18 protein-coding genes are annotated in these 19,283 nt (G+C 47.0%); 12 read left to right on the top strand and 6 right to left on the bottom strand.

The window, feature by feature from the left end:
* Positions 1-21: 21 nt before the first annotated feature.
* From LSG37_RS13120 to LSG37_RS13100, 5 genes are all read right to left on the bottom strand, one after another.
* The gene (locus LSG37_RS13120) at positions 22-1,998 is read right to left on the bottom strand and encodes an acetyl-CoA carboxylase biotin carboxylase subunit (RefSeq protein WP_233080307.1); all 1,977 of its coding nucleotides are present in this window, start codon (positions 1,996-1,998) and stop codon (positions 22-24) included.
* Between the two features lie 14 nt (positions 1,999-2,012).
* Complete coding sequence (locus tag LSG37_RS13115) at positions 2,013-2,810, bottom strand: enoyl-CoA hydratase-related protein (RefSeq protein WP_233080306.1); 798 nt, start codon at positions 2,808-2,810, stop codon at positions 2,013-2,015.
* An 18-nt stretch (positions 2,811-2,828) separates the two neighbouring features.
* Positions 2,829-4,436: a carboxyl transferase domain-containing protein gene (locus LSG37_RS13110; RefSeq protein WP_233080305.1), complete on the bottom strand. Its 1,608-nt coding sequence runs from the start codon at positions 4,434-4,436 to the stop codon at positions 2,829-2,831.
* A gap of 107 nt (positions 4,437-4,543) precedes the next feature.
* Positions 4,544-5,713, bottom strand: a complete 1,170-nt coding sequence (locus LSG37_RS13105; RefSeq protein WP_127687413.1) for an isovaleryl-CoA dehydrogenase — start codon at positions 5,711-5,713, stop codon at positions 4,544-4,546.
* An 86-nt stretch (positions 5,714-5,799) separates the two neighbouring features.
* The gene (locus LSG37_RS13100) at positions 5,800-6,219 is read right to left on the bottom strand and encodes a MerR family transcriptional regulator (RefSeq protein ID WP_269836583.1); all 420 of its coding nucleotides are present in this window, start codon (positions 6,217-6,219) and stop codon (positions 5,800-5,802) included.
* Positions 6,220-6,488: 269 nt separating this feature from the next.
* On the opposite strand from LSG37_RS13100, the gene LSG37_RS13095 reads away from it, so the two are divergent.
* The 11 genes from LSG37_RS13095 to LSG37_RS13045 all read left to right on the top strand — a co-directional run bounded on the left by LSG37_RS13095 (position 6,489) and on the right by LSG37_RS13045 (position 17,015).
* Positions 6,489-7,673: a thiolase family protein gene (locus LSG37_RS13095; protein WP_233080304.1), complete on the top strand. Its 1,185-nt coding sequence runs from the start codon at positions 6,489-6,491 to the stop codon at positions 7,671-7,673.
* Between the two features lie 132 nt (positions 7,674-7,805).
* A complete protein-coding gene (locus tag LSG37_RS13090; RefSeq protein WP_233080303.1) occupies positions 7,806-9,302 on the top strand; it encodes a CoA-acylating methylmalonate-semialdehyde dehydrogenase in 1,497 nt (498 codons plus the stop codon).
* Positions 9,303-9,482: 180 nt separating this feature from the next.
* On the top strand, positions 9,483-10,640 hold the full coding sequence (locus tag LSG37_RS13085) for an acyl-CoA dehydrogenase family protein (protein ID WP_233080302.1): 1,158 nt from the start codon (positions 9,483-9,485) through the stop codon (positions 10,638-10,640).
* 93 nt (positions 10,641-10,733) lie between these two features.
* Positions 10,734-11,507, top strand: coding sequence for an enoyl-CoA hydratase (locus LSG37_RS13080; protein ID WP_233080301.1), 774 nt, complete (start codon positions 10,734-10,736; stop codon positions 11,505-11,507).
* A gap of 6 nt (positions 11,508-11,513) precedes the next feature.
* Entirely contained in the window at positions 11,514-12,698 is a 1,185-nt protein-coding gene (locus LSG37_RS13075) for an enoyl-CoA hydratase/isomerase family protein (RefSeq protein WP_233080300.1), read from the top strand.
* A gap of 1 nt (position 12,699) precedes the next feature.
* Entirely contained in the window at positions 12,700-13,605 is a 906-nt protein-coding gene (gene mmsB / locus LSG37_RS13070; protein WP_233080299.1) for a 3-hydroxyisobutyrate dehydrogenase, read from the top strand.
* Between the two features lie 38 nt (positions 13,606-13,643).
* Positions 13,644-14,405: an SDR family oxidoreductase gene (locus LSG37_RS13065; protein ID WP_233080298.1), complete on the top strand. Its 762-nt coding sequence runs from the start codon at positions 13,644-13,646 to the stop codon at positions 14,403-14,405.
* 60 nt (positions 14,406-14,465) lie between these two features.
* Complete coding sequence (locus tag LSG37_RS13060) at positions 14,466-14,879, top strand: hypothetical protein (protein ID WP_233080297.1); 414 nt, start codon at positions 14,466-14,468, stop codon at positions 14,877-14,879.
* The gene (locus LSG37_RS13055; RefSeq protein WP_233080296.1) at positions 14,876-15,403 is read left to right on the top strand and encodes a GNAT family N-acetyltransferase; all 528 of its coding nucleotides are present in this window, start codon (positions 14,876-14,878) and stop codon (positions 15,401-15,403) included. Before LSG37_RS13060 ends, LSG37_RS13055 begins: the two co-directional genes overlap by 4 nt.
* A 24-nt stretch (positions 15,404-15,427) precedes the next feature.
* Positions 15,428-16,318, top strand: a complete 891-nt coding sequence (locus LSG37_RS13050) for a sterol desaturase family protein (RefSeq protein WP_233080295.1) — start codon at positions 15,428-15,430, stop codon at positions 16,316-16,318.
* The gene (locus LSG37_RS13045) at positions 16,305-17,015 is read left to right on the top strand and encodes a polysaccharide deacetylase family protein (protein WP_233080294.1); all 711 of its coding nucleotides are present in this window, start codon (positions 16,305-16,307) and stop codon (positions 17,013-17,015) included. Before LSG37_RS13050 ends, LSG37_RS13045 begins: the two co-directional genes overlap by 14 nt.
* Positions 17,016-17,036: 21 nt before the next feature.
* On the opposite strand, the gene LSG37_RS13040 is transcribed toward LSG37_RS13045, so the two are convergent.
* On the bottom strand, positions 17,037-18,773 hold the full coding sequence (locus LSG37_RS13040; protein ID WP_233080293.1) for a DUF4153 domain-containing protein: 1,737 nt from the start codon (positions 18,771-18,773) through the stop codon (positions 17,037-17,039).
* 146 nt (positions 18,774-18,919) lie between these two features.
* Between LSG37_RS13040 and LSG37_RS13035 the strand changes: the two genes are divergently transcribed.
* Entirely contained in the window at positions 18,920-19,267 is a 348-nt protein-coding gene (locus LSG37_RS13035) for a GFA family protein (protein WP_233080292.1), read from the top strand.
* Positions 19,268-19,283: the final 16 nt, after the last annotated feature.

Raw genomic sequence — 19,283 nt, 5'->3', positions numbered from 1 at the left:
GTCTCCAAAAATGGGGCTGTATTAGTCAGCGGCTGTGAAATCCAGCAGCTCCGCTCCGTCTTTCACCAGATCACCAGCGGCATAAAATAGCTGGTTGACCACACCATCTTTGGGCGCTTTGATGCTGTATTCCATTTTCATCGCTTCCATCACCAAAAGCGTCTGGCCTGCGCTGACAAGCGCACCTTTTTCGACCATCACAGCGACTATAGTGCCGTTCATTGGCGCCGTCAGGCTGCCTGCTGCAGCGCTGTCATCGACCACAATTTGCACCTGAGTCTGGTAGATAAAGTCATAACGTTGATGTTTGATAAAAACTGACACCGTATCCTGATACTGACTGACTCGTACTTTGACCCTATGACCATTTAAATTGGCCTGTAGCTCATCTCCTTCGAGGCTTGCTGTGGCAGGGGTGATCACACCTTGTTGCGTTAAGCTAAGCTGTTTACCTTCAGAGCTGATGCTAACCAGGCGGGTTTCATCCTGATAAATCAGCGGGAAAGACACAGTTGGAACTTCACTTAAACGCCAACCTGAACACAAAGCCCATGGGCTTTGATCGTCCACATTGTCTGAACGCTCTTTCAGTAACAGATATAAGGCAGCCAATAAACTGGCTTGTTCAGTTTCAGACTGACCCGGTGCAAACAACGACTCTTTATGCCGTTCAATAAAATGCGTATCCAGCTCTGCTTTGGCAAAAGCAGGTTGCTCCACTAAACGGGTTAAGAAATTCAGGTTATTTTTTACGCCAGCAATGCGGTAATCATCTAAAGCACGCAACATCCTGGCTATGGCGCGATCACGGTTTTCATCCCAAACAATCAGCTTGGCAATCATAGGGTCGTAAAAAGGCGATACTTCGTCGTTTTCTACCACGCCTGTATCGACCCGCACATAACGACTTGCTTCAGGCTGGCGTAAATAGGTCAGTTTGCCTGTGGCTGGCAGGAAATCGTGATCCGGATCTTCAGCATAAACCCGCACCTCAATGGCATGGCCATCAATAGTGATTTGATCCTGAGTTAAAGGCAGGGGCTGACCACTGGCGACCAACAGCTGCCATTTCACCAGATCCTGACCTGTGATCATTTCAGTGACTGGATGTTCGACCTGCAGACGGGTATTCATTTCCATAAAATAGAAAGAGCCGTCTTCATCAAACAAGAATTCAACTGTACCAGCACCCTGATACGCAATAGCCTGAGCGGCTTTGACTGCAGCTTCGCCCATAGCTTTGCGCTGCTCTGCGCTGAAATTCGGTGCTGGTGCTTCTTCAATCACTTTCTGGTGGCGGCGCTGAATAGAGCAGTCCCGCTCAGCTAAATAAACCGCATTACCAAAACTGTCGGCGAACACCTGAATTTCAACATGGCGAGGTTTGGTCAGGTAGCGTTCCATCAGCACTTTGTCATTGCCAAAGCCGTTTAAGGCTTCGCGTTTGGCACCAGCCAAAGCTTCAGCAAATTCGCCGCTGTTCCAGACCACACGCATGCCTTTGCCACCACCGCCATAAGCGGCTTTCAGTAGCAGTGGGTAGCCCACCAGATCAGCTTGTTGTTGTAAAAAGGAAGGGTCTTGGTTATCGCCATGGTAACCAGGCACTAAAGGCACACCGGCTTGGGTCATAATCTCTTTGGCAGCGCTTTTGCTACCCATAGCGGCTATGGCAGGCACTGGCGGGCCAATAAAGACCACACCAGCCTCAGCGCATGCTTGTGCAAATCCTTCGTTTTCAGATAAAAAGCCATAACCAGGGTGCACAGCTTCGGCGCCAGATAATTTGGCGATGTCCAGAATTTTATCAGCGCGCAAATAAGACTCTTTGCTTGGCGCAGGGCCTAGTAAAAAAGCCTCATCGGCCATATGTACATGGCGGGCGTTGGCATCAGCTTCTGAATAGACAGCTACACAACGAATACCTAGTTTATGGGCAGTTTCTATTACACGGCAGGCGATTTCGCCCCGGTTGGCGATCAAAATTTTGCGAAACATCAGTCTGTTTTTCCTTATTCTGACCGGATCCAGGCCGGAGTACGTTTTTGTAAAAAGGCGTTTAAGCCTTCCTGACCTTCATTTGATACCCGAATTGCTGCAATTCGTGCTGAAGTGCTGTCAATCAGTTGCTGATTAATAGGCTGGCTATTAACTGCCGCCATCAGCTCTTTAGCGCAGCGAAGCGCTGCAGGGCTGTTATTCAGTAAGATGCCAACAAAATGTTCTGCTGCGCCAACAAGGCCACCTGCGTCTACCAGTTGATGTACTAAACCTAAGTTCAGCGCTGTAGGGGCATCAAAACGTTCTGCCGTTAAGAAATAACGGCGGCTGGCACGTTCACCTATAGCGCGCATCACATAGGGGCTGATCACAGCTGGTATTAAACCAATTTTCACTTCGCTTAAACAAAAGCTGGCGCCTTGTTCGGCAATGGCTATATCGCAGCAGGAGACTAAACCCAAAGCACCACCAAAAGCTGCACCTTGCACCAAAGCAATAGTGGGGGCAGGAAAGCGATCCAGCTGACGCATCAGCTCTGCTAACTGACCTGCATCTTCTAAGTTCTGCTGGTAGTTTTTCTCAGCCATAGAGCGCATCCAGTTCAGATCGGCACCTGCGCTGAAGTTTTTACCCAAGGATTTCAGTAGCAGCACTCGCACAGCTGAATTAGCAGCCAAGCTTTTTAAGGCGTCGATTAATTCGCCTATCATGCTGTCGTCAAAAGCGTTATGCACTTCGGCGCGGTTTAGTACCAGCTCTGCAACACCGGCTGCACTTAACGAGGTAGTAATAGTTTTATAATTTTGCATTCTGTTTACTCCTTGCCATTACATCCGGAACACGCCAAATTTGGATTCGGCGACAGGCGCATTCAGCGCGGCAGTCAATGCCAGGCCAACCACCATACGGGTTTGCGCTGGGTCTATAATGCCGTCATCCCATAAACGCGCACTGGCGTAATAAGGGTGACCTTGCTGTTCGTACTGCGCGACAATAGGCTGGCGGATAGCTTGTTCAGCTTCAGGGGTTAAGCTTTCGCCTTTACGTGCCAACGCATCTTTAGTGACGGTCGCCATAACACCCGCAGCTTGTTCACCGCCCATCACAGAAATACGGGCATTGGGCCACATCCACATCATGGTGGGGTCATAAGCACGGCCACACATACCGTAGTTACCAGCGCCATAAGAGCCTCCAATAAGTACAGTAAATTTCGGCACATTGGCACAAGACACAGCCATCACCATTTTGGCGCCGTGTTTGGCGATGCCTTCGGCTTCGTATTTTTTACCGACCATAAAGCCGGTGATGTTTTGCAGGAACAAGAGTGGAATTTTGCGCTGGGCACAAAGCTCAATAAAGTGAGCGCCTTTTTGCGCTGACTCAGAAAACAGAATGCCGTTATTGGCCACTATGCCAATAGGCTGTCCAAAAATGCGGGCAAAACCACAAACTAAAGTCGCGCCATAAAACTGTTTAAATTCGTCAAAGTCAGAGGCATCGACAATACGGGCTATCACTTCACGTACATCAAAAGGTTTTTTCAGATCGGTGCCAACAATACCGTACAGCTCGCTGACATCATAAAGTGGTGCTTCGACAGGGCGCACGTCCCCTTGCACAGGTTTTTGATGATTCAGACGGCTGACGGCATTACGCGCCAGTTGCAGCGCATGTTCATCATTTAATGCATAGTGATCGGCCACACCAGAGATTTTGCAGTGCACATCAGCGCCACCTAACTCTTCTGCCGTGACTTCTTCGCCTGTAGCAGCTTTAACCAATGGCGGGCCTGCTAAAAAGATAGTGCCCTGATCTTTGACGATAATACTTTCATCCGCCATAGCCGGTACATAAGCACCACCAGCAGTACAAAGCCCCATCACCACAGCGATTTGTGGAATGCCCTTGGCGGACATACGGGCTTGGTTAAAGAAGATACGGCCAAAGTGCAGTTTGTCGGGGAATACATCGTCCTGACGGGGCAGGTTAGCGCCACCTGAGTCGACCAGATAAATACAAGGCAACATGCAGGTTTCGGCAATTTCCTGGGCCCGTAAGTGTTTTTTTACCGTAAGCGGATAATAAGTACCGCCTTTGACTGTGGCATCGTTCGCCACAATCATGCACTCGACACCATTGACCCGGCCAATACCTGCAACTACACCTGCTGCAGGTACATAGTCGTCGTAACATTGCCAGCCAGCAAATTGGCCTACTTCTAAAAAGGGTGAACCCGGGTCCAGCAGTTTTTGAATACGATCACGCACAAACAGCTTGCCGCGTGAAGTATGGCGGGCAATCAACGCTTCGCCGCCACCTAATTTGATCTGTTGTACTTTTTGCTCTAAATCATCCACCAGTTGCTGCATCGCCTGAGCGTTCTGGATAAATTCGTCACTGCGTGGATTAATTTTGCTATTCAGTCTGGCCACGTTCACCACCTTTGGCTATCGGGATTGAGTGTTCAATAGAGGCTCTTTAGGAAAAACCGGACAGGAGTCCGGCTTTTTTATTGTTGTTGAGCCCGCACTGGTTCTACTTAGTTCGATTCGTTAAATAACTCGCGGCCAATTAACATGCGGCGAATTTCTGAGGTGCCAGCACCGATTTCGTACAGCTTGGCATCACGTAATAAACGCCCTGTAGGGTATTCATTGATATAACCATTACCGCCTAACAGCTGGATCGCATCCAATGCCATTTGAGTAGCCAGCTCTGCGCTGTATAAAATCGCGCCAGCGGCATCTTTACGAGTAGTTTCACCGCGGTCACAGGCTTTGGCGACAGTGTAGACATAAGCTCGGGCTGCATTCATTTTGGTGTACATGTCGGCCACTTTGCCCTGCACCAGTTGGAATTCACCAATAGACTGACCAAACTGTTTCCGGTCGTGGATATAAGGCACTACTACGTCCATACAGGCTTGCATAATGCCAAGCGGCCCGCCGGATAACACCACACGCTCATAGTCCAGACCTGACATCAGTACTCGGGCGCCTGTGCCTATAGTGCCTAATACGTTTTCTTCCGGTACTTCACAGTCTTCAAACACCAGCTCACAAGTGTTTGAACCGCGCATACCCAGTTTGTCTAGTTTTTGTGCCTGGCTAAAACCTTTAAAACCACGCTCAACAATAAAAGCTGTCATGCCTTTAGAGCCGGCATTGATATCGGTTTTGGCGTAAATGACATAAGTGTGAGCGTCAGGGCCGTTGGTGATCCACATTTTGTTGCCGTTTAAAATATAACGGTCACCTTGTTTATCAGCACGTAATTTCATCGAGACTACATCTGAACCGGCATTTGGCTCCGACATCGCCAGAGCGCCAATATGTTCACCAGAACATAACTTTGGCAGGTACTTTTGTTTTTGCGCTTCGTTGCCGTTACGGGCGATTTGATTCACACACAAATTGGAATGCGCGCCGTAAGATAAAGCCACAGAAGCAGAAGCGCGGCTGATTTCTTCCATAGCCACTATATGTTCCAGGTAACCCATGCCTGAACCACCGTATTGCTCATCGACCGTAATACCTAATAAACCCAGGTCGCCAAATTTACGCCATAAATCATTGGGGAATTCGTTGTCATGGTCGATTTGTGCTGCACGTGGTGCAATCTCGTCACGGGCAAAGCTGTTGACCTGTTCACGGATCATGTCGACTGTTTCGCCCAGATCGTAATTTAAAGTTTTGTATGTGCTAATCATGACTCTTGATCCCCGTTTTTCCCTTCGTATTTGTTTGCCTGACTGCAACGCCAACTACTTTGGGTTTTGTTTGATTTGTTTTTTATTTAATTCGGTTCTTTAACTTGCTTGGCCTGATCCAGGGTTTCGCGGCAGCGTTTTTCTACTGTCACTAATTCCATCAACACCACTTTGATGTCATCCATCTGTTGGTGCAGTTCAGCCTTTTTCTGTTCAATCAACTTCAGCATGGTGCTCAATTGGGTCACGCTGCTCTTGTCTGCATCGTATAGCTCAAATAACTGGCCTGTTTCTGACAAGCTAAAACCCAGCCGTTTGCCCCGCAAAATTAGTTTCAGGCGCACTCTGTCTCTGCGGCTGTAAATACGGGTTTGCCCCTGCCGTAAAGGCGTTAATAAGCCCTGGTCTTCGTAGAAACGAATACTACGGGTGGTGATATCAAACTCTTTTGCCAGCTCGCTGATGCTGTAGGTTTTGTCGTCTTTTTCTGTCATTTGGGCAGTCATTTGGGCCTTCCGGTAAAGTGGCGACAACTATAAGTGAAGTTTACGTAAAGGTAAAGCTGTGTTCGCGTCAAATAAGGGCTGGCGGCAGGTTGGACCAGACCTTTGTAAAGTTAAGGTGCCAAAAGACGGCTACAGAGCGTGCATTTTTCTGAACCTTTCACTGGTCATAGGACCATAGTGTTAGGTGGTTGACGTTGGCGTAAACGTAAATTTGGTGTAGTCTCAGGCCCAACTTTTTCATCATGCTTCTGAACGACGGAGAAATGAACATGGCGCAGCACGAAAAAATTGCCATAGTGGCAGCCAAAAGAACGGCAATGGGTGGATTTTTAGGTGGCTTATCTGACGTCAGCAGCACAGATTTGGGTGCACAAGCTATTAAAGCTGCCTTAGAACAAGCTGCTATTGATGGTGCGAAGGTCAGTGAAGTGATCATGGGTTGTGTGTTACCTGCAGGTTTAGGTCAGGCGCCAGCTCGTCAGGCTACGTTAAAAGCGGGTTTACCTTTATCTGCTGGTGCTACCACTATCAATAAGGTCTGTGGTTCAGGTTTAAAATCTGTGATGTTAGCGACTGATTTATTGCGTGCTGGTTCTGCTGATGTGATTGTAGCTGGTGGCATGGAGTCTATGTCGAACGCTCCTTATATTCTGCCAAAAGCTCGTGCCGGTATGCGGATGGGCCATGCTGAAGTCAAAGATCATATGATGCTGGATGGTCTGGAAAACGCCTATGATGGCAAAGCCATGGGTTGTTTTGCTCAGAAAACAGCTGACGAGCATGATTTCAGCCGTGCTCAGATGGATGAATTTGCTGTGTTGTCTTTAACCCGAGCACAGCACGCCATTAATTCTGGCGCTTTTGTTGAAGAAATCACCCCTGTGATTTTCCAGACTCGTAAAGGCGATGTGACTTTTGCCACAGACGAACAGCCAGGCAATGCGAAAGTAGACAAAATTCCTACCTTAAGACCAGCTTTTGCCAAAGACGGCACTATTACGGCGGCCAACTCCAGTTCAATTTCTGATGGCGCCGCAGCTTTAGTGCTGATGCGCTCTGACGATGCTAAAGCGCAAAACAAAACTGTATTGGCTCATGTGGTGGGCCACGCCACGCATTCGCAGGAACCAGAGCTGTTCACTGTAGCACCAGTAGGCGCTGTGACTAAGTTGTTAGCCAGCTTAGGCTGGGCTACTTCCGATGTGGATTTGTGGGAAATTAACGAAGCTTTTGCCATGGTCACTATGCTGGCGATTAAAGAGTTAAAGCTGGATGTGAATAAAGTCAACGTCAACGGCGGCGCTTGTGCTTTAGGTCATCCTATAGGCGCTTCAGGCGCCCGTATTCTGGTAACTTTAATTCATGCTTTAAAAGCCCGTGGCTTAAAACGTGGTATTGCGACTTTATGTATAGGCGGTGGCGAGGCTGTAGCTTTAGCGGTAGAGCTGCCGTAATAAATTAAAAAGGGCGCGGTAGAAACTGCGCCTTTTGCTTTAAAAATTTAATAAAAAATATATTCAAATCAACAGGTTTAATCAAAGGTCGTGTTTAAAACAGATATGACCAGCAATAGGGGAGACGTAGTTATGGCCCATCAGGTTCAGTTATTTATCAACGGTGAATTTGTCCCGTCCAAGTCCGAACGCTTTATTCCGGTGACGGATCCAGCTACTCAGGACGTGATAGCTCAGGTGCCTTGCACTACAGCAGAAGAAATGGCTTTTGCTATCGCATCCGCCAAAGAAGCCTTTAAAAGCTGGAAAGAAGTACCGGTATCAGAACGTGCCCGTTTAATGATGCGTTTTGCGCATTTGTTAAAAGAACATCAGGCTGAAATTGCCGACATTATTTGCCGTGAATTAGGCAAAACAGTAGAAGATGCCAAAGGCGACGTCTGGCGTGGTATTGAAGTGGTAGAGCAAGCTGCCAATATTCCTTCTTTGATGATGGGCGAGACGGTTGAAAACGTAGCGCGCAGCATTGACACCTACAGCTATATTCAGCCTTTAGGCGTTTGTGCTGGTATTACACCATTTAACTTCCCTGCTATGATCCCGCTGTGGATGTTCCCAATGGCTATCGCCTGCGGTAACACTTTTATTTTAAAACCCTCTGAACAAGATCCGATGACAGTGAATAAAATCGCTGAGCTCTTTGCTTTGGCTGGCGCACCTAAAGGCGTACTGCAGGTAGTGCATGGCAATAAAGAGCAGGTGGATGTGTTATTACGTCACCCGGACATCAAAGCTATTTCCTTTGTTGGCTCTGTCAATGTGGGCCAGTACATCTATAAAACTGGTACTGATCATTTAAAACGAGTACAGGCCTTTGCTGGCGCTAAAAACCATATGGTCGTGATGCCAGACGCCAATAAACAGCAGGTGATTAATGCTTTAGTTGGTGCTTCTGTAGGTGCTGCAGGTCAGCGTTGTATGGCAATTTCTGTGGCTGTTTTTGTTGGTGATTCGCAGCAGTGGATCCCAGAAGTAGCAGCTGCTATCGCCAAAGTGCGCCCTGGTGTGTACACAGATCCGGAAGCAGCCTACGGCCCACAAATCAGCCCACAAGCCAAGGCTCGAATTTTGTCTTTAATCGAACAAGGCAAAGTAGAAGGTGCAACTTGTTTAGTGGATGGTTCAGACGTCAAAGTGGCTGGTTATCCAAACGGTAACTGGGTTGGTCCTACCGTATTCAGTGATGTCACCCCTGAAATGACCATCTATAAAGAAGAAATCTTTGGTCCAGTTCTGGCAACCGTCAATGCCGCTTCTTTGGATGAAGCCATCGAGCTTGTTAACAGCAGTCCATACGGCAACGGTACTTCTATTTTTACCGCCAGCGGCGCCGCTGCACGTAAATATCAGCATGAAATTGAAGTAGGTCAGGTCGGTATTAATATTCCAATTCCTGTGCCTCTGCCATTTTTCTCTTTCACTGGCTGGAAAGGCTCGTTCTATGGCGATCAACATGCTTATGGTAAACAAGCTGTGCGTTTTTACACAGAAACCAAAACCATTACAGCCCGTTGGTTTGATGACTCTATTCCGGTGTCAGGCCCAAATATGTCAATTAACCTGCGTTAAATAGCACAGGATAAAAGCGTTCTGTTCTTTTTTGTTTCAAAGCAGAACGCTTTACTAATAAAGAAGCCTTAAGGCAAACAACCAAGCCAGATTAAATGCGTATAAACGCATGAAGAACAAAATCAGCAGGAACATCAAAGTGCATAGACACTGTTCTGTTGCCAATCGTAGGGTGTTGTGATGAATTTTAATTTAACAGACGATCAAAAGGCCTTTGTTGAGGTCGCTAAACAATTCGCCGACCAGGAACTGGCTCCACATGCCGCAGCCTGGGATCGGGATCATCATTTTCCAAAAGACGTGATCCAAAAAGCCGGTGAGCTGGGTTTTTGTTCTTTATACACGCCTGAAGATCAAGGTGGCCTGGGCTTATCCCGTTTAGATTCCAGCATTATTTTTGAACAGCTGTCTATGGGCTGTACTGCAACAACTGCAATGTTAACCATTCATAATATGGCGACCTGGATGATTGCAACATGGGGCACAGAAGATGCGAAAGCTCAGTGGTGTCCAGAGTTAGTCACTGGCGAAAAGCTGGCTTCTTATTGTTTAACTGAACCAGGTTCGGGTTCAGATGCGGCCTCTTTACGCACTAGTGCGAAAAAAGACGGCGATCACTATGTGCTGAACGGCTCCAAGATGTTTATCTCTGGTGCTGGCGAAACTGAAGTTTTAGTAGTGATGGCGCGCACAGGTGAAGCTGGTCCTAAAGGCATCTCCGCTTTTATCGTACCAGCGGATGCAGAAGGTGTGATTTATGGCAAAGCCGAAGAGAAAATGGGTTGGAATGCCCAGCCAACCCGTTTAATCACTTTTGATAATGTGCGTATTCCGGCTCATTACCTGCTCGGCAACGAAGGTGAAGGTTTTGGCTTTGCAATGAAAGGCTTAGACGGCGGCCGTATTAATATCGCCACTTGCTCTATTGGTACAGCGCAACAAGCTTTAAATACGGCTCGTAACTATATGCTGGAACGTCAGCAGTTTGGTAAACCACTGGCCGCATTTCAGGCGTTGCAGTTTAAGCTGGCTGATATGGCGACAGAGCTGGTCGCCGCCCGTCAATTAGTGCGTTTAGCGGCTTTTAAATTGGATGCAGACGATCCGGAAAAAACAGCCTACTGTGCTATGGCCAAACGTTTTGCCACAGATGTAGGTTTCCAGGTGTGTGATCAGGCGCTGCAATTACACGGGGGTTATGGTTATATCAAAGAATATCCGTTGGAAAGGCATTTCCGTGATGTGCGGGTGCACCAGATTTTGGAAGGCACCAATGAAATTATGCGACTGATTATTGGTCGTCGGTTACTAGACGAAGCAGCAAACGATATCCTGTAACTTTATGTCCCAAAACAAAGCAGGTTTTTGGCCTGCTTTGTCTTATTTTAAGATTAAAGCTAACCGGTGAAGCCCGGTTTAAATGGAGATTTTATGGCACAACTCAAACTCGAAAAACGCGGCCATACCGCTTTAATTACCATGGCAAATCCTCCTGCCAATACCTGGACCAAAGACACCCTGACGCAATTGCGTGATGCAGTGAAATCTTTGGAACAGGATAAAAACATATATGCCTTAGTGATCACGGGCGAAGGTGAGAAATTCTTTTCTGCCGGTGCTGATTTAAATCTATTTGCCTCTGGTGACAAAGCTGTTGCTGCCGATATGTCGGCCATTTTTGGTGAAGCTTTTGAAACCTTAACGGCTTTTCGTGGTGTGTCTATTGCCGCCATTAATGGTTATGCCATGGGCGGCGGCCTTGAAGTCGCCTTAGCCTGCGATATCCGTATTGCTGAAACTCAGGCGCAAATGGCTTTACCTGAAGCCAAAGTCGGTTTATTACCTTGCGCAGGCGGCACTCAGAATCTGGCGATATTGGTCGGTGAGGGTTGGGCTAAACGAATGATCTTGTGTGGTGAACGTTTAACCGCAGAGAAAGCCTTACAAATAGGTTTAGTCGAAGAAGTGGTTGGTACTGGAATGGCACTTGAAGCTGCATTACTGCTGGCTGATAAAGTGGCAGACCAAAGCCCACCTGCAGTGGCTGCCTGTAAACAGCTGATCCAAAAAGGCCGCAGTGCTCCTGTACAAACTGCATTGTCTTTAGAGCGAGAGCTGTTTGTGAAGTTGTTTGACACTCAGGATCAGGTGGAAGGGGTGCAGGCGTTTTTGCAAAAACGTAAAGCCAGCTGGATTAATGGATAAGGCCCTATGACAGAATTGAACACAAAAACAGAACAAGCCGTGACTGATCAATCTATACAGCGTGATGTGGTGCTGTTTGAAGAAATCGCCTGTGTTGGTGGCAAAATTATTGGTATTGCCACTTTAAACTCCGAGAAGTCGCTGAATGCCTTAAGTTTGCCTATGGTTGAGCTGTTGCTACCGCAAATGCAGCAATGGAAAAACGATAACAATATAGCCTTGGTTGTACTGCAGGGCGCAGGCGATAAAGCCTTTTGTGCCGGTGGAGATATCCGCGATTTGTATCAGGCGATGAAAGCAGCCCCTGATACTTATCAGCCTTATGTCGAAGACTTCTTCACTAAAGAATACAATTTGGACTATTTAATCCATACCTTCGATAAGCCTGTGCTGGTCTGGGGTAATGGCATAGTGATGGGCGGCGGTTTGGGCCTGATGGCGGGTGCTTCGCATCGTATCGTTACTGCGACCAGTCGTATAGCTATGCCGGAAATGGCCATAGGTTTATACCCTGATGTGGGTGGTAGCTGGTTTTTAAACCGCATGCCGGAAGGTTGCGGTTTGTTTCTGGGTTTAACAGGTGCTTCTATCAACTCAGCTGATGCCAAACTGATCGATTTAGCAGACCATTTTTTAACCCATGATAAAAAAGCCGCTGTGCTGGATAAATTAACCCAGGTGAAGTGGGGCAATACCATAGCGCTGAATCATCAGAAACTGACCGACTTATTACTTGGCATGGAAGATATGTGCCGCAGTCAGATGCCGCCAAGTCAAATACGGTTGCACCAGAGTTCTATCAGCGCCGTAGGCCGGGCTACTTCATTGCAGCAGGCGGTTGAACTGATCCAGGCAATGCCAAACGAAGACACTTGGCTAACCAAAGCCAAGGCCTCTTTGCAGTATGGCAGCCCTATTACTGCTCATATTGTGTATCGGTTGTTAGAACTTGGCCAAAGCAAAATACTGGCGGACTCGTTCCGGCTGGAACTGGGCTTAAGTGTGCAGTGCGGCAAACTGGGTGAATTTACTGAAGGGGTACGAGCACTGTTGATTGATAAAGATCAAAAGCCAAATTGGCGTTATAAAACTGTGTCTGACGTGCCTGCTGATGTGATTAATCAGCTGTTTCATTCCCCATGGGCCGCTGACTTACATCCATTACAACACTTAGGTTCATTGGAGCATTAATATGAGCGCGACTCTTCCAACAACGGTAGCATTTATTGGTTTAGGCAATATGGGCGGCCCAATGGCCAGCAATGTATTAAAAGCGGGCTTTCAGGTTCAGGCTTTTGATTTATCCGAAACAGCTCTAGAGCAATTAGCCTTAGAAGGCGCTAAAGCTTGTACTTCGGCTGCAGAAGCCGCAACAGGCGCAGATTTTGTGATCTCTATGCTGCCCGCTGGTAAACATGTAGCTATGGTGTACACAGGCGAACATGGCATAGCTTCAGTGATAAGCAAAGACGCCTTAGTGATTGATTGTTCAACTATTGATGCCACTACAGCCCGCAAAGTAGGTGCTGAACTGGCCGAACAAGGTATAGCTTTTATCGATGCGCCTGTATCAGGTGGAGTAGGCGGCGCTAAAGCCGGCACTCTGACCTTTATCGTCGGTGGTTCAGAGCAAAATTTTAACCGGGCCGAACCTGTGCTCTCTGTGATGGGTAAAAACCTATTTCATGCCGGCGATGTAGGTGCTGGCCAGGTGGCGAAAATTTGTAACAATATGCTGCTGTCTATTTTAATGGTGGGCACCAGCGAAGCGTTGCAAATGGGCATAGACAATGGTCTGGATCCGAAGGTTTTATCCGATATTATGCTGAAAAGTTCAGGCCGTAACTGGACGTTAGAGCTGTATAATCCATGCCCTGATGTGATGCCAAATGTGCCGTCAAGCAATGGCTATCAGGGCGGCTTTATGGTGGATTTAATGGCGAAAGATTTGTCTTTAGCCACAGAAACCGCGCTGTCCAGCCAGTCCAGCACGCCTATGGGCACTTTAGCCCGCAGCCTCTATGTCGCGCATCAGCGTCAGGGTCATGGCAAAGAAGATTTCTCAGGTATTTTTCAGATGTTTGCCAAAAAGAACTAAGACTTTGGCATCAGTTGGTTTTAGCAGGTAAAAAGATAATGAATTTAAAAGACAAAATCATAGTAGTCACAGGTGGTGCTCAGGGCCTGGGTTTAGAAATGGCCCGGATGTTATCTGCCGAAGGTGCACATTTAGCCTTGCTGGATATGAATGCAGAGCAACTGGATTCAGCTAAAGATGAGTTGTCCGCTACTGGTGTCACTGTGCGTACTTATGTTTGTAATGTGGCCAATGAAGAAAGTATTGAAAGCACTTTTGCTGCAGTTGCGGTAGATTTTGGTGCTATTGATGGCCTGATTAACAACGCTGGTATTTTGCGTGACGGTTTATTGCTGAAATTTAAAGACGGCGAACTGGTCAGCAAAATGTCGCATCAACAGTTTCAGTCTGTGATTGATGTGAATTTAACAGGCGTGTTTTTGTGTGGCCGTGAAGCTGCGGCTTTAATGGTGAAATCAGGCCGAAAAGGCGTGATTATCAATATGTCGAGCGTCGCCCGTTCAGGCAATATGGGACAAACCAACTATGCAGCTTCCAAAGCTGGTGTAGTGGCTATGACAGTAACCTGGGCTCGTGAGTTAGGCCGTTACGGTATTCGTGTAGGCGCTATAGCTCCGGGTGTGATCCGCACTGCAATGACAGATGCGATGAAACCTGAAGCCCGCGACCGTTTAGTCGCAATGAAACCTGTGGGTCGTTTAGGTGAAGCCACAGAAATCGCGCATACTGCGAAGTATATTTTTGAAAACGACTTCTTTACCGGCCGCGTCGTTGAAGTGGATGGCGGTATTAGTATGTAACTTTATAGAGGCAGAGTGATAAACTCTGCCTCTATACAATCAGGTTACAGGATCTCACCGATGAAACTTATTCTCCTGCCTTTGCTGCTTCTGGCCTCTGCTTTTACCTTTGCCCAGCAACTGGATACCCCGAATTACACTGTTGAAATTCAGCAGCTTTGCCCTGAAGGCGAAGTGCAATGTCAGAATGTGTTATACAAAGGTACTTCTAAAGTATCAGGCGCCAGTATCGAACTAAAAGGCAAAGCCTGGCACAGCCTTTGTGCTGATGGCGTGACGCCATGTCGCTTTTTAGGTTATCAGTTCAACAATGGCCGTATTCGTTATCTGGTGCATGACTCAGGTTTGCTACAAGTGATAGGCAGTTCTGGCAAAGTACTGTTGGAGGAGCAGGGGGTCTGGGACTATCAACAAGACACTCCACACGAAGACCCTGACCACAGCACTCAAACAGAAGCAGAGACGAAGTCATGAAGCCGCTGGATGCTGGCAGTTTAACCTTGCGCTTGCTGACAGAAGCAGACTGGCCATTATTTCTGCAGTTGCATCATCATGAACAGGTGCTGCAGTATGTCGCAGACCCATTATCCGACGAACAAATCCGCCAGCGTTTTGATGAACGATTGCAACCCTGGCAAGCCGGTGATCTGCATTGGTTGAGTTTGGTGGTTGTGGAAAAGCAAAGTGGCGCTGCGACAGGTGTCTGTGGTTTTCATTGCCTGGAGTCCGATGTCGATGCGCCTCTAACCGCTGAAGTAGGCTATCTGTTTTTGCCAGAGTTTTTCGGTAAAGGTTATGCAACTTTGGCGTTAAAAGCCTGCCTGGATTATGGAACTGCACTGGGTATAAAACAGTGGCAGGCTGTGGTGACGGAAGGCAATCTTGGCTCAGGCCGTGTGTTGGAAAAATGTGGTTTTAGCCTGATTGAACGCCAGCATAATGGCTATCAGATAGGTGGTAAATTTTTTGCAGATTTAATCTACAAAAAAACAGCTTAAAAATGACGGCACAGGAGTAACAGCGTGATCCCAGTTGAATTTATTTTGTTGCTACTCAGCCCTATTTTTTTCATCTTTATTGCCTTTGAATGGCTGTATAGCGAAAAACGTAGCAAGGCGTTGTACCAATGGCGTGATACAGCAGCTAACTTTGCTTTGGCCGCTTTGCATCAGGCGGGCGATTTTATTGCTTTGCTGGTGCTGTTGCCGCTGATGTTATGGTTATCGCAGTTCGCCTTGTTTTCTATTGAGTTTTCAGCACTGAACTTGTTTTTGCTTTTTATCGCCCAGGATTTTTTGTATTACTGGTTTCATCGCTGCTCGCATAGAGTACGCTGGTTATGGGCCTCGCATGTGGCGCATCATAGCTCACGTTTAATGAATTTCAGTACGGCTTTTCGTCAGTCTTTAACTTATCCAATTTCTGGTATGTGGTTATTCTGGTTACCGCTGGTGCTGCTGGGTTTTGAGGTGCAGCTGGTGCTGGCTGTAGTGGCAATTAACTTAGCCTTTCAGTTTTTTGTGCATACTCAGTCCGGTAAACATTGGGGCATTTTAGGCTGGGTGCTGAATACTCCGGCATGGCATAGAGTACATCACGCCTGTAATCCTCAGTATATAGACCGCAATTATGCCGGTGTTTTAGTGATTTGGGACAGGCTCTTTGGTACTTTTGTGCCTGAAGAAGAAGCCTGTTGTTATGGCATTACCGACGATTTCCAGTCGAATAACCCTATTACTATTACCTTTTATGAATGGCGAAAAATCACCTTGTTATGGCCACGGCTGTATGGCTGGCGTAATAAATTTAAACTCTTATTTGGTCCACCAGAAGCATTTGCAGACGTCAGGCTGTCGGATGCCCCAACACCAACCACTGATGCAACGGCTGAGCAGCAACATGCTAAATACTAAGCTATGGCTAAAACTGGTTCTGGTGCTTTTGGTGACCTTGCTCACCCTTTGGCAGCTCTCATCCAGCAGGCAGTTTCAGCTGTTTGGTACGCTTGTTGATAAGGTGGACACAGAACAAAAGCTGGTGGCTTTAACTTTTGATGACGGCCCTACACCACAGTACACCGCCGGAATTTTGCAGTTATTAGAGTTGTATCAGGTCAAAGCGACCTTTTTTGTCACAGGGGCAGAAACCCAACGTTATATGACTCAGGCCAAACAAATAGTGGCTGCTGGTCATCAGCTTGGTAATCACAGCTGGTTTCATAACCGCATGCTGTTGATGTCTTTGGATGACATCAGCCGTGAAATAGAAGGCACAGATCAACAAATTCGCGAGGCAGGTTTTCAAGGCGACATTTTGTTTCGTCCACCTTATGGCAAAAAGCTGCTGATGTTGCCCTGGTATCTGGCAAGCACCAACAGAACCAATATCATGTGGGATATAGCGCCAGAGACCTTTGATCAGGACTCAGAAGATCCACAGTCGATGGCCACAGAGGTACTGGAGCAGGTAGAACCTGGTTCCATTGTATTACTGCATTTAATGTATAAAAACCGGGAAGCATCGCGTACGGCTTTGCCTATAATTATCAAAGGCTTAAAAGCAAAAGGTTATCGTATGGTCACAGTCTCTGAACTGCTGACAACACAATAACCTCTGCATCGTTTCGTCAGATTAATTCTGTATTACCTGAAATGTTTTGTCGCCCACTTGCAATAATGGCCATTGTGGTGGGATTGTGTTTAATTCTAAAGCTTCAAGTTGTGGCTCTGGCTGTGTTTTATCAGGCTCTGCTTTAGTACTGGAAGTCATGGCTGTGCTTTGCCATACCCCCTCTTTTAAACTAAATAACACTGCAGAGACAGAGTGATGAGAGTAGGTCAACAGCACATACTCCTGCTGCCCGTCATTATTCAAATCCAAAGGCCGCAGATGATACTGGCTGATGTATTGCAGCTGCCAGCGGTTCTCCTGTTGCCATTGGTACAAAGCCAATTTTAATGCTTCAGGCAGTTGCACTCCTTGAGGCAGACTCAAGGCTGCCAGAAACTGTTGCCGCTGTTCGGTACTGCTTTCTTCAGGCAATCTTGAATGCAGATCAGGGTTATACAAGGCATCAATACGCAGCACCAGAGCAGGATCAGTGTTGGCCTTATCAGCTTTTAACTGCTGCAAAGCGTCATAACCTGGTTTTGCCAGGTTGTAGCGGAAATAGCGAAGATCAAGATCTGTCAAACTTGTGCGTCCATCCTGTAACCGGGCCAGTTGGCTCTCTACCGTTATTTTACGAAAATCCAGCAGAGGGGAGTTTGCAATCAGCATCACTGCCAGTACCACCAGTCCCATCCGCAGATTGACCCAGCTTAATTGCTGTAACCACAGATCCCGTTTTTTCAGTATGCCCCACAAATAACCCACAGAAAATAAAGCCAATAAGGACCACAACACAAAACCCCAGCAGCGGCTAACGCTCCAGCCATATTGTTCCACCCTTAGCATCAAACCATAACAGGCGATCAGGCTGTAGACAGGTAACAAAGCTATCGCAAGGTAAATGGCTCGATGTAACCAGAGAGGGTAAGGGCGGCTGTCGGCTTCGGCCTGATACACGGCATTGACGAAAAACAACATCAAGGCCTGTAGCCATAAAATCAATAAACTGCCGTGTCCTGTTTTCCATAAAGGTTCTAAGCCGGTAAAAGGCAAGGCCAGCATAAAAAGTACAGAAACCAGTGCCAAAATCACCAGCAAAAACTTCATCAGCGCTTGATGAATACGGGTAATAGTGTCAATCACCGTGGCCTGATTACGAAAAATAAGAACGCCAAAGCCAAACGCCAGATTCAAAGTGGGGTAATAAAACCATGGTTTGGCAAACAAGTCGGTGAAAAACTCAATTTGAATCACTTTAAACAGAGCAGCCCACAACATCAGCACGGCCCAAACGGCCAAAGTAAAAAGCAGAGACAATCCCAGAGTTAAAAAATTACGCCAGGAGTATAGAAACAGCAGGCTGTAACTCAATGGCATGCCTGACGCCTGCTGTTGGATATACAGCAAGGCTTTAAAACTGGCGATCAGCATGGAAAAAATAAAGGCAAACAGCAGAGGCTCATAACTGATGTGTTCGAGTGGCGTGACCTGTAAACCCGCATAAAAACCAAGAACGGCAACAAGCAAAGCAAAAGGCACTAAGCGCAGCGCGAGTTTCAGTTCCTGGCCTTTTTCCAGTGACAGTAACAAGGTTAAAGGTGCAACAAAAACCAGGCTATACAGGAAAAACAGCCACTCTGGTTGGGTCGACGGCCAAAAGTCAAAACTGATCGACTGATGTAACAGATAAAGCGACAATCCCTGCAGTAAAGCAAGCAGGAGCATCATGGATCTGGGTAACTGTTGTTGGCCTGACATAGGTCTTCCCTGAGGTTGATAAAGGCTGGGTAGTACTGTTCGGTATTGAGCTCAAATACGGCTTGAGTTCATGGTGCAGTGCAGGTTGAAAAATAGATGATTTGCGTCATAGTGTACAGGGATTAAAGCAAAAACAAGGGTTTACTATGATTTACCAAGGCAGTTGTCATTGCGGTGCTGTGGCTTATCAGGTGGAGGCTGATATCAGCTCTGCTTTAAGTTGTAACTGTTCAATTTGTAGCAGAAAAGGCTATTTGCTGAGCTTTGTACCTGGCAGCAATCTGACGATGCTAAAAACTGAGCAGCCATTAACCAGTTACACCTTTAATACTCATAAAATCAAACACCAGTTTTGCCCTGTTTGTGGTTGTGCACCTTTTGGCTTAGGTGTGGATCCAGAAGGCAATGAAGTCGCTGCTATTAATGTACGCTGTTTACAGGATATCGATCTGGATGCGTTAGAGATCCATAAATACGACGGCAAGCAAAGCTAAAGGTTGTATTTTCATC

The sequence above is a fragment of the Rheinheimera soli genome (assembly GCF_021290985.1).
Lineage (GTDB): Bacteria > Pseudomonadota > Gammaproteobacteria > Enterobacterales > Alteromonadaceae > Pararheinheimera > Pararheinheimera soli.
Note: the sequence above shows the minus strand (reverse complement) of the source record. Positions and strands in the feature narration are given on the sequence as shown.